The organism is Bacillus sp. FJAT-53060 (assembly GCF_037104745.1).
Taxonomy (GTDB): Bacteria; Bacillota; Bacilli; order Bacillales; family Bacillaceae; genus Bacillus; species Bacillus stratosphericus_B.
This window is the reverse complement of sequence record NZ_JBAWSW010000058.1, coordinates 1-11,668: the sequence shown is the minus strand read 5'-3', so window position 1 is coordinate 11,668 and position 11,668 is coordinate 1. Positions and strand designations below refer to the sequence as shown.

The following is an 11,668-nucleotide window of genomic DNA, read 5'->3' as shown; positions in this document are numbered from 1 at the left end:
CCACGTGTTACTCACCCGTCCGCCGCTTACATCCGGGAGCAAGCTCCCTTCTGTCCGCTCGACTTGCATGTATTAGGCACGCCGCCAGCGTTCGTCCTGAGCCAGGATCAAACTCTCCGAAAAAGAACAAAACCGAAGTTCTGTTTTTCGTCAGTTTGACTGACTACCTATGAAGTATCATAGGATTTTTTATAATAACTCGAATTAACAGGTACGTTTTGTCTTGTTTAGTTTTCAAAGATCATACTCATTGTCGCTCAGAGGCGACTTTATTAATATAACATTCTATCAAGATGAAGTCAACAACTTTTTTCTTAATGTTAGTTATCAGACCCGCTGTTTCAGCAGCGAATACAAATATAACACCTTTTGAAAGAAGAAACAAGTATTTTTTCTAAATAATTTATTTTTCCTTATCTCTTCCTATATATTGATACAAAAAGTGCTTGACATGAGATTTCTCTATTGTTGATCATGAATCTCTCTAGTATATTAATAGTAGATTGAAACTAAATAACCGCAGGGGGAGCTTTGTGCTGAGAGTGAACGATTCGTTGTTCTGACCCTTTGAACCTGTCAGTTAATACTGAAGTAGGAATGTGGAATCACTTGAATACATGTGTTGTATTCAAGCCGATATGTTTTTCTATGAATAACATACTCATCCTTACATGGTCTCTCCTTGCTCAATTCGTAAAAAAGGAGATTTTTTTATGCAACAATCAAATCAATTAGTACGACTGATGGAAATTGCGATTATGACTTCGCTTGCACTTGTATTAGATTATTTATCAAGTCTCTTCTTAAGAATGCCGAATGGCGGTTCTATTGCACTGATCATGATTCCTGTGATTCTCATGTCTATTAGATGGGGGATTTCGACCGGATTTATCATCGGTGTGTTAATTGCTGGACTGCAGCTGATGAATAGCCCTATTATCGCTACACCAGTACAAGGATTTCTCGATTATTTCATCGCATCTGTTGTCATTTGTCTAAGTGGCCTATTTGCAGGTTTGATCAAAAAAGCAATTCAGGACGAAAAGCGAAAGAAACAAATTTTCTATATTATCCTTTCGGTATTTGTCGCCAGTTTTTTTAGACTCCTAACGTTCTTTATTTCTGGCGTCGTTTTCTTTTCTCAATATGCACCAGAAGGAACACCGGGGTGGGTCTACTCTTTAGTTTATAACAGCACATATATGGTTCCTTCTTTTATTATTTGTAGTATCGTTCTTTGTTTACTGATTTCAAGTGCATCTCGTTTGGTTTTCCCTCAACAAAAATAACCCGCTGATTGCAGCGGGTTATTTTTGTTGCATAATTTGCCGCTCTATGGAATTTATTAATAGTAGAAGATTTCACGCTGGAGGTACGACAATGAATCCTTACTCCATTATGCTTTGCTGCTATATTCTCAGTCTTGTTTACTTTTTGGCAGGTTTCTATGAAGCATTAAAAATAGCAGGTGTTAAAGGAAAAGTAGAGGCTTCTCCTTTTATCTCTTATATTTTGCTTGCTACACTTTTTACTTTTTTCTCTCATTATTACTGGAAGCTGACGATATAATTCGTTGTACATGATCATTTAGTACAGTTAGCTCCCATTCATACCCTATTTCCTCATGGTTCTCGCCAGCCAGCTCGAACTGGCTGGTGACGACAAAACTAGGTTGAAGCTTTTGGTAAAATTGCTTCTCTGAATTCTGTTTAACACCCAGAGCATCATAATCTTATAACCCTTCTCTATTAAATAATCCGCTCTGATTTCTGTTTCTTCTATAATAAATAGATGGCATAAAGCTCACCATCATATGTTGAATAGCGCTCGTCACGTTGTTTTCAGAAAGAAGCAAAACCAAATACTCTTGTGAAATAATGCCGGGGTAAGTTGTTTGCCTCATCACATGAATCTCTACAATTTTAGGAATATCTATAAAATTCAATCCATAAAGGATATTCATTGACATTTTGTCAACAAATCTTTATATTGGGTACGAATTCTTCTATTGAAGAGTGATATATATGAAAGGGTGGGGTAGAAGATGGGGTTTAAGACAACTGAGCTTAGGCAGCTCTTAAAAGAACAACTACACATACGTTCTCTCTCATTAAGAAAACTCAGCACACACACAGAAATTGATAAAGCGACACTGTCTAGAATAATGAATGGTAAAAGAAAACCGACTTTGAATCATTTACAACGGCTTTCAGATGCTCTAAACATTTCTTTAGATCAACTATTGGTAGCTGCTGGATTTCCAATTAAAAATGAAAGAGTTCAGAGTGATACGTTCATTCAGGCGGTAGAAGAGATTAAAAGAACACTGAAAGATCATGATGTCTATGACGGTACATTCAGTGAGGAGAAATTGAAACAGAAGTTAAATGAATACGAAACTTATAGTCAATCAGTCGAGGAAAAAGAAACAATCTCAGCAAAGTTTGAAAAAAAGATGGAAACGATAAGCGGCGTCGGGCCATTTCTTGATCAATTGAAAAACATGTACAACTCATTCATGAGCGGCCGAGGTACTTCTCGTGAATTGAGGTTGATGGGAGGCGCATTACTTTATTTCATTATGCCCGTTGATTTAATACCTGATTATATTTTTCCGATCGGCTATATTGATGACGCTGCAGCGGTACAAGTCGTATTAAACCAGCTGACAAATAGGTCATAGCAGGGTACAGAGACATGAAAAAACAGAACGGCATTGACGTCGCACTATTATTCACTGTCATTTGCTTATTTGTGATCAGCCTGCTGGCTGTATATAGCGGATCGGGACAGTATGAAACACAAGATATGTTTTATTTCGTCAAAAGACAATTTTTCTGGTATATCATCGGTTTTGTCCTCATGGCGGCAGTTGCCTACTTTGATTATGAGCTACTTGAGCGTTTATCTTTTCGATTATTTGCAGGTGGTATCTTCCTCATTATTCTCGTGCATTTTTTTGGAACGAATCAAAATGGCTCCCAAAGGTGGATCGGCTTTGGGCCCATCAAAGTTCAGCCATCAGAATTTATGAAAATTTGTGTCATTCTCTTGTTAGCGGCTATTTTAAACCGATACAAACATCAGCACTTTACGTTTAAAGAAAGCATTATTCCTGCAAGTAAAGTCATATGCTGGACCGCTGTCCCTTTTTTCCTGATCTTAATTCAGCCAGATTTAGGGACTGCACTCGTGATATTGTCTATTGCTTTTACACTAATGCTTGTTTCAGGAATTTCAAGTAAAATGATGGCTGCATTAATTGCTTCTTTTCTTGCACTACTTGCATTTTTGACCTACTTGCACAATGAACATTTTGAGCAATTCACAAAAATTATTAAGCCTCATCAGCTTGATCGCATTTATGGGTGGCTCTCTCCAGATGAATTTGATTCGACTTATGGGTATCAGCTGAAGCAAGCGATGCTTGCCATTGGGTCAGGACAATTATCAGGAAGCGGGTATACACAAGGGAATCAAGTACAAGGGGGAAATATCCCTGAAGCACACACAGATTTTATATTTGCAGTAATTGGTGAGGAGTTTGGTTTTATTGGCGCCTCCCTATTGATCTGTTTTTATCTCACGATGGTCTATCGAATAATTCATGTAGCTATGCATGCAAATACGCTTTATGGGTTGTATATATGTGCTGGAGTGGTTGGACTTATCGTCTTTCAAGTCTTCCAAAACGTAGGGATGACAGTAGGTTTAATGCCTGTGACTGGTCTTGCACTTCCATTTATCAGCTACGGCGGCAGTGCGCTATTGACCAACATGATGGCAATTGGTCTTGTCTTTAGTGTCAATCTGAGGTCGTCATCCTATATGTTTGGACGCAACTGGGATTGAAGGTGATGTCATGATTCTTTCTCACCTCAAAAAAATCGACCACATTCTTGCTGGAACGATAGTTTGTCTTTGTTTATTTGGTTTACTCATGGTTTACAGCGCGAGTTATCCTTTAGGTGAAATGAAGTATGAGCAGAGCAGCTATTTCTTCATGAAACAATGGCAATGGTTCATGATTGGGTTATTCTTTTTCGTCATTGCCTCTTTTTTTCCTTATCAGGCTTATCGTAAATGGATACGGTGGCTTGTCATGCTGTCATTGTTATCCCTGATACTTGTCCTGATTCCCGGGATCGGTGTAGTCAAAAACAATACACAACGGTGGATTCATATTGGTTCTCTTATAATCCAACCGTCTGAAGCTGTGAAATTAGTGATGATCATCTATTTTGCCTATGTGTATGCAAGGAAACAAGCTTACATCACATCCTTTAAAAAAGGGGTGCTGCCTCCGCTCATTCTTTTAAGTCTAGCTTTTTTATTGATCTTAAAGCAGCCAGATTTAGGCACGGCTGTCTCTATTTTATTGAGCTGCGGGATCGTCTTATTATGCGCTGGACTTAAAATGCGCCACCTCATTTTGCTAGGATCGACTGCTGCGATAGGTATCACCTTTTTTGCTGTGACAGCTCCTTATCGTTTGAAGCGGCTGACCTCGTTTCGTGATCCTTTTCAGTATGAGGATGGGGATGGCTATCAGCTGATTCATTCATATCTCGCCATGGATTCAGGCGGGCTGACTGGGAATGGCTTAGGCGGGAGCATTCAAAAACTAGGATTTCTTCCTGAAGCCCATACAGATTTTATTATGGCCGTTATCTGTGAAGAGCTGGGATTCATGGGGCTAATGTTTGTGATTGGTGCATATCTTCTTATTATGTATCGCGCCGTACGAATCGTTCGAGCTTTACAGAATCCATTTGGAAAGTTGTTAACGATCGGTCTCACTTTTCAAATCATGATTCAAGCAATCTTTAATTTAGGGGCTGTATTTGGACTCCTCCCCATTACGGGAATTCCCCTTCCCTTCATTAGCTATGGGGGGTCCTCATTATTGTTCATGATGATATCCGCAGGCATTCTTGTGAATCTTTCTTCATATATAAAGAGAACCCCTCAAGCGAAATAGACACCTTCCATCAGAAGGTGTCTATTAATTTTATTCTTCTATTTGACGATCAACTTTCTCTTTTTTTCTTGGCTGCTTGATTTCATTCGTTAGCTCTTGAATGCTTTGCTTCACATTGCCTTTGCCTGAGAAGTTCTCAATAATTTCTTTGACATCAATTCCAGAGGATGCTTTCAGGCTTTCTTGAAGACTGGACATCAGGTTTGTTGCATAGCCTGTGACTTTATTGGCGCCGCTGCCTTCCCCGTTACCGCCTGTATCAACAACTGTAATTTTATCAATGTTAGAAAGTGGTGCAGATACTTGCTTCGCATATTCAGGAAGCATTTTCACAATCATATCAAGGATTGCTGCCTGACCGTACTGTTCGAATGCTTCAGCAATTTTCTCTTTCGCTTCGGCTTCCGCAAGTCCTTTCAGTCTAATGACTTCTGCCTCTGTTTCCCCTTTCGCACGATCAGCTTCCGCTTTTGCCAACCCGTCAATTCTGACTTTCTCAGCTTCTGCTTTCGCCATTGCTTCAATGCTGTATTTCTTCGCATCTGCTTCAGCGAGACGCTTGGCTTTTTCCGCCGCAGCTGATTGTTCAACCGCATAACGATCCGCATCTGCTTTCTTTTTCACTTCAGAATCGTATTGACGTTCACGACGCTGAATCTCTTTTTCTTCTAATTCAATTTGCTTCTGACGTTCGATGATTTTAACTTGCATTTCCTGTTCAGTCACATGCTGACGGTTTCGGGCTGTTTCTAGATCATACGCTTGGTCAGCACTTGCTTTCGCTGTATCCTGTTCACGTCTAAATTCCGCTCTTTTCAGCTCATTAATTTTTTCTGCTTCAGCGATTTCAGTGGCACGCTCAAGCTCAGATTTCTTCGCATCTTTATCTGCCTCGGCACGTTTGATACGTGTTTCTTTATCCGCTTCAGCTGTTGCAATATCTGCATCTCGTTTCACTTGGGCAATTCTTGGTTTTCCTAGAGATTCTAAATAGCCATTTTTATCACGGACATCTTTGATGGTGAATGAGACAATGATGAGACCCATTTTCGCTAAATCTTGAGAAGCGACACGTTGTACTTCTTGAGAAAATTTCTCTCTGTTTTTATAAATCTCTTCAACTGTCATAGAGCCTAAGATCGAACGAAGGTGACCTTCTAGTACTTCTCTTGCCTCATTTTCGCGATCTTCTTTTGTTTTACCTAAAAACTGCTCTGCAGCAGTGGCGATTTCTTCAATCGAGCCACCAATTTTAATGATTGCCGTTCCATCGGCCATCACAGGTACACCTTGCTCAGTATAAACCTCAGGTGTTGAGACATCTAGCTTGCTAGATAGTAAGCTAAGCGGCTCAGCTTGTTGAAAAACAGGGAGTACAAAGGTCCCGCCCCCTCTGACAATCTTAATCTTATTTCCACCTTCATCTACGTGGACATTTTTACTTCCTAGATAACTCCCTGTGACGATTAACGCTTCATCTGGACCTGCTGTCCGGTATTTTGAAACAAATACGCCAAAAAGTGCAATAAGAATCACAAGGACAATTCCAATCATAATCAAAATCGCTGTTCCTGGCATGGCATTCCCTCCTAGATTTCTTCATTTGGTATAACAGATAAAAAGCCTTTGTTTACTTCGACAACAATCACGTGGGTTCCATACGGAATCTCCTCTTGATCGAAACTGATGGCTGGCTTTGAGATTTTTCCACTATTACTAATTAACAGCACTTCTCCAAACCCGTCTTTTGGGACTGATACAATAACCTCCCCAGTTCTTCCTTTTAAATCGGCCTCAGTATATGAGAGAGACTCTTCAGCAGAGGAAAGCGGAACTAAAACAAATACATTTAAACAGGTTACAAGGACAACTGCGAGGATAGCAGATAATACCGCTCCAAGCCCACTTCCTACGATTGCTGTTTTTTCAGAGATGAAGCCTCCAGCCGAGAAAAAGGTAAGAAATGTGAGGATCAGTGTCGGTTGAAGGAATGGAACATTGATCACTTCAAACAATCCATCAAATACATCGCCGAAAAAGACGAAAACAACTGTCAGGATTCCTGATATCATCAATATGTATAAATACAGCGTCTGAAGAGGCAGCTCGAACACATCCATCTTTCTCACCCTTTCTTCATGAAATGAACTGCCTTTGTTTCGTTTTGACCATACTCACCTCCATTGTATTCCTTCTAACAGCTAATACGAACCACTTTTGTAAAGGTTTCATCATTCCTTATAATTCCTCAAAGGAATTCCCCGGGTAGCTAAAGAATGATTGTTATGTACCAGTATGCTAAAATTTGATCATGAGGTGATGAAAATGAGTTTATTACATGATGCAAGACAAGAATTGTGGAAGGATTTTCAAGGTGTGCGCGAAGAATAATTAAACAAAAAAATATCTGATGATACTTGGATTATTCAAAAGGTTGCAGATCATTTAAAGAAAATGCACCAAGTTAAAAAAAGCACCGATTAAAGAAGATGAGCCAAAATTGGTAGAAATGGCAGAGGATCGTTCAAGAAAAACCACGGCGCCTAGTAATGTTGAGCCTGAGCAAAAGCATGTCACGCCGACACATTTAAAGGATGAACTCGAACAGCATGCGAGCAATTAAATCAAATTTTATCACCTTTTACTGAAGATGATTTTAAACGATTGATTGCACACCCTATATTTGAAGAGTTACCACTTAAGCAGTATCTTGATTTTATCAGCGCTCATGAAAAACGCCATATCCATCAAATCAAAGAAATCAAAGAAATCAAAGAACAATTTTAAGCCATAAAAAAGACTCCCTGATGGGAGACTTTTCATATCGTTATACCGTTTTAGGTGTTAAATCAAAGCAGCGAGCATAAATCCAGTTGTACGCTTTCTCGTTTAGATCTCTTGGGTTTCCAACTGTTTGCGGATCTTTCATCGCTTCTTTAGATAAACGGTCAATCATATCTTTTGATACCCCTTGTTCCTCTAATGAAGGAACTTCTAAATCTTCCACTAAATCATACATCCAGTTCACAGCTGCTTTTGCTGCTTCCTCTGTTGACATTCTGCTTGTATCAATACCGAAGGCTTGAGCAATTCGAGCGAATTTTTTTGGGTATCCTTTCCAGTTATACTCCATGACAGGTCCCATCATCGCTGCTACACACTGACCATGCGCTACAGGATTAATGCCCCCAAGTGTTTGACTCATCGCATGCGCTGCACCTGCTGATTCACTTCCATAAGAAAGTCCAGCAAGCATCGCAGCTTGTGCCATTCCATATCTTGCTTCTAAATCCTCTCCATCAGCAAAGGCACGGCGAATATAATGAGCGGCATATTCAATCGCCATTAGCGCTACCGCATCGGTTATTGGTTGAGCAAATTTCATGGTATAGCATTCGATGGCGTGTGCAAGTGCATCAATTCCAGTCATTGCCGTCACATGAGGCGGCATGGATACATGAAGCTCTGGGTCAATCACTGTTAGATGAGCTGCAATAAGTGGTCCACCTGTGTTGAATTTGAATTCTCTTTCTTCGTCAGTAATAACCGCCCACTGCGTAACCTCTGAACCTGTACCAGCCGTTGTCGGGATTGTTGTTAACGGAGGGATTCTATTTTCGAGCGGTTTTTTCCCCTCTGCCGCTTCATAATCAAGAACTGAGCCTTCATGAGTCACCTCTACACCGATGGCCTTCGCTGTATCCATTGAGCTTCCGCCACCTACTGCGACTAATCCATTACAGCCTTCTTTTTCATATAACGCAGACCCTTCATTCACTAGGCGTACTGGCGGGTTTGGCTCTACTTTATCAAATAGGACAACATCAATTTGCGCTTCTTTTAATGAAGCAATCACTGGATCCACAACGCCCGCTTGATAAATACCAGGATCTGTTACAAGCAATACCTTTGAGACGCGGTATGCTTTCACTTCTTCCCCAACATGTTTCACCGCACCAATGCCATGCTTGATGACAGTCGGAATTTCAAATGTATGGAACTTTTGCATGCTTTCAATTTTCATATTTAATGTCATGTTTAATCTCCTCCAAATGAGCGTTGTTTATTTAAACCAATGAACCGCTTCAGGTTTAGTATTTCTATATAAATGTTTCAGCTCGGTATATTCTTCAAGGCCGGTACGTCCTAACTCACGCCCGAGGCCTGACTGCTTATATCCACCCCACGGAGCTTGAGCAAAATAAGGATGGAAATCATTGATCCAAACAGTACCTAATCTTAGTTGACGAGCGACTCTTTCCGCTTTTGCAATATCTGAAGACCATACAGCTCCTGCTAAACCATAAATCGTATCATTTGCCAGCTCGATGACTTCTTTCTCTGAACGGAAGGATTCGACAGTCAATACTGGTCCAAAGACTTCCTCCTGTACAATCCGCATGTCTGAGGTACAGCCTGAGAAAATGGTCGGCAAGTAGAAGAATCCTTTTTGAAGCTCCTCTGATTCAGGTCGTTTTCCGCCTGTTTCTAATCTTGCGCCTTCTTCTAGACCAATGGTGACGTATTTTTCTACTTTTTCTCGATGCTCAGCTGAAATGAGCGGCCCGCTCTGCGTTCCTTCATTAAAGCCGTTCCCTAGCTTGATTTTTTTCGTACGCTTCACCAGTTCTTTTAAAAATTCATCATGAATGGATTCTTCCACTAACAAACGTGAACCTGCTGAACACACTTGCCCCGCATGGAAAAACACGGCATTCAATGCCTGATCAACCGCTACGTCTAAATCAGCATCTTGAAATACAATGTTCGGATTTTTTCCGCCGAGCTCAAGGGCAATTTTTTTCACATTCCCACTGGCTCCCTGCATGATTTTCTTTCCTGTTTCAATACCGCCTGTAAACGAAATTAAATCCACTTGATCGTTTACAGCAAGTTCATCACCAACTGTTGCACCAGGTCCAAGCACTAGGTTTGCAACGCCCGCTGGAACACCGACTTCTTCCATGAGTTTGAATACTTTAATGGTGGTTAATGGTGTAATTTCACTTGGCTTTAAGACGATTGTATTCCCCGCCGCAAGAGCAGGAGCAATCTTCCAGCTCGCTTGAAGCAATGGATAGTTCCAAGGGGTGATTTGTCCGCATACACCAACAGGCTCTCTAACTAATTCACTTTTCGAGTTCGGAATAGGTGATGCAATGATTTCCCCGCCATCTTTGTCAGCAAGTCCTGCGTAATATTGGAACACATTCGCAATATCGTCCATATCCGCTTTGCTTTCATCTAATGTCTTGCCTGTATCAAGCGATTCTAATTTGGCTAATTCATCAAGATCACGTCTAATCAATTCAGCAATCTTAAACACAATATTTCCTCTTTCAAGTCCAGGCAGGTTTGCCCAATCGCCTTGATCGAAGGCTTTTCTCGCTGCTTTAATTGCTAGCTGCGCATCATTTCTTGAACCTTCACTGACTGTCGCGATCACTTCTTGATTAAATGGATTGATAATGTCCCGCTTGTCGCCACTTTTCGCGCCAACCCATTGTCCATCTATAAATAGTGTTTGACTCATAGAAGGAACCTCCTCTGATTCTCTTTGGTAATTTTGTTTAATAAAAATTTAACATTTTGAACATAATTAACTTAACATGTTCAAATTTTTCTGTCAAAGAGAAATATGCTTCATTTATTTTGACATTTTGTATCCTTTCGTTAACATATAGTCCATAAAGGTTTTTTTGAACGTATTGAATTCTCTTAATAGAAAGCAGGGACAAAATGAAAAAGCAGGAACAGACACTAGCAGAAGAACGAATTTTAGCTGCTAAAGACCTAGTCATTGATTCCATAGCTGAAACGATGGATCTCTATGGCATTACAAGAAGTGCGGGTATTTTATATGGAACAATGTACTTAAATGAGGAAATGACGCTTGATGAAATGCGTGAAGAGCTGCAAATGAGTAAGCCCAGTATGAGTACGGGTGTGAAAAAACTTCAAGACATGAATATTGTCAAAAAGACCTTCCACCGCGGCCGAAGAAAACACAGCTTTGTCGCTGAAAAAGATTTTTTTAAGTTTTTTATGAACTTCTTTCCGCAAAAATGGGAACGAGAGGTCGAGGTCAATCTAGCAGCGATTGAAGAAGCCCAAGAGCGTCTTCAAGATGTGGCTCATGCTGATCAGGTGGAGGAAAATGTAAGAGGAGAAACGCAGCAGCTCCTTGCACAGCTTGAAAGCTCAAAAGCCTATTATGACTGGCTCAGACGATTAGCCCACTCTGTTCATTCCGGTGAAATCTTTGAATATATACCAATTGATCAGAAAGAAAAATAGCGAGACATTTGCGTTTTACAGCTTGAATTTCACAGGAAGTTTGATTTTAATAAATTATGTCGTAACCCTTCGGGGCATTAGCTCAGCTGGGAGAGCGCTACGCTGGCAGGGTGTATGACATCGATACAAACGGACGTTCCCTAAAATATACTGATATATCAAGGTTCTATAATGAAGCCTTTCTGATAAAAAATGTTCAATTCTGAAGGAAAATGAAATGGTTAGTCCCCGTCCCCATAAAAAAACAGACCATGGAGGGTCTGTTTCAGACCGTAGACAAACCCCACCTTTACTTCAAGTAAAAGTGGGGTTTTCACTTATTTTGATAAAATTTATCAGTTGTCTTACGCTGGACATGGTCCTTTCCATGTCCAGTTTGCTAGCTTTTTG

At 40.4% G+C, this 11,668-nt stretch carries 11 protein-coding genes, 1 rRNA gene and 1 riboswitch; of the genes, 7 read left to right on the top strand and 5 right to left on the bottom strand.

Annotation, left to right across the window (positions count from 1 at the left end):
• A 16S ribosomal RNA gene (locus WAX46_RS14785) occupies window positions 1-123 on the bottom strand; the annotation flags it as partial.
• 389 nt (window positions 124-512) lie between these two features.
• Window positions 513-615, top strand: a riboswitch (TPP riboswitch).
• A gap of 98 nt (window positions 616-713) precedes the next feature.
• On the opposite strand from WAX46_RS14785, the gene thiT reads away from it, so the two are divergent.
• The 5 genes from thiT (at window position 714) to ftsW (ending at window position 4,981) form a co-directional block, all read left to right on the top strand.
• The gene (thiT, locus tag WAX46_RS14780; protein ID WP_336494253.1) at window positions 714-1,289 is read left to right on the top strand and encodes an energy-coupled thiamine transporter ThiT; all 576 of its coding nucleotides are present in this window, start codon (window positions 714-716) and stop codon (window positions 1,287-1,289) included.
• Between the two features lie 91 nt (window positions 1,290-1,380).
• Window positions 1,381-1,569 carry a hypothetical protein gene (locus tag WAX46_RS14775; RefSeq protein ID WP_226569567.1) on the top strand — a complete coding sequence of 63 codons (189 nt, stop codon included), beginning with the start codon at window positions 1,381-1,383 and terminating at the stop codon, window positions 1,567-1,569.
• Between the two features lie 475 nt (window positions 1,570-2,044).
• Window positions 2,045-2,683: a DUF1232 domain-containing protein gene (locus WAX46_RS14770; protein ID WP_226569568.1), complete on the top strand. Its 639-nt coding sequence runs from the start codon at window positions 2,045-2,047 to the stop codon at window positions 2,681-2,683.
• Window positions 2,684-2,697: 14 nt separating this feature from the next.
• The gene (gene rodA / locus WAX46_RS14765; protein WP_226569570.1) at window positions 2,698-3,852 is read left to right on the top strand and encodes a rod shape-determining protein RodA; all 1,155 of its coding nucleotides are present in this window, start codon (window positions 2,698-2,700) and stop codon (window positions 3,850-3,852) included.
• A gap of 10 nt (window positions 3,853-3,862) precedes the next feature.
• Window positions 3,863-4,981, top strand: a complete 1,119-nt coding sequence (ftsW, locus tag WAX46_RS14760) for a putative lipid II flippase FtsW (protein ID WP_226569572.1) — start codon at window positions 3,863-3,865, stop codon at window positions 4,979-4,981.
• A 30-nt stretch (window positions 4,982-5,011) separates the two neighbouring features.
• Here the strand turns inward: ftsW and WAX46_RS14755 are convergent, their stop codons facing one another.
• Window positions 5,012-6,559, bottom strand: coding sequence for a flotillin family protein (locus WAX46_RS14755; RefSeq protein WP_226569574.1), 1,548 nt, complete (start codon window positions 6,557-6,559; stop codon window positions 5,012-5,014).
• Window positions 6,560-6,570: 11 nt separating this feature from the next.
• Entirely contained in the window at window positions 6,571-7,101 is a 531-nt protein-coding gene (locus WAX46_RS14750) for a hypothetical protein (protein ID WP_226569576.1), read from the bottom strand.
• 380 nt (window positions 7,102-7,481) lie between these two features.
• Between WAX46_RS14750 and WAX46_RS14745 the strand changes: the two genes are divergently transcribed.
• Window positions 7,482-7,604: a hypothetical protein gene (locus WAX46_RS14745; RefSeq protein ID WP_264188768.1), complete on the top strand. Its 123-nt coding sequence runs from the start codon at window positions 7,482-7,484 to the stop codon at window positions 7,602-7,604.
• Window positions 7,605-7,808: 204 nt separating this feature from the next.
• Here the strand turns inward: WAX46_RS14745 and WAX46_RS14740 are convergent, their stop codons facing one another.
• Window positions 7,809-9,017: an iron-containing alcohol dehydrogenase gene (locus WAX46_RS14740; protein WP_226569580.1), complete on the bottom strand. Its 1,209-nt coding sequence runs from the start codon at window positions 9,015-9,017 to the stop codon at window positions 7,809-7,811.
• 27 nt (window positions 9,018-9,044) lie between these two features.
• Window positions 9,045-10,514, bottom strand: coding sequence for a betaine-aldehyde dehydrogenase (gene betB, locus WAX46_RS14735; protein ID WP_336494252.1), 1,470 nt, complete (start codon window positions 10,512-10,514; stop codon window positions 9,045-9,047).
• 206 nt (window positions 10,515-10,720) lie between these two features.
• Here betB and cudC point away from each other — a divergent pair, with 206 nt between their 5' ends.
• Entirely contained in the window at window positions 10,721-11,278 is a 558-nt protein-coding gene (cudC, locus tag WAX46_RS14730; protein ID WP_226569584.1) for a choline uptake/conversion transcriptional regulator CudC, read from the top strand.
• The last annotated feature ends 390 nt before the right edge of the window (window positions 11,279-11,668 follow it).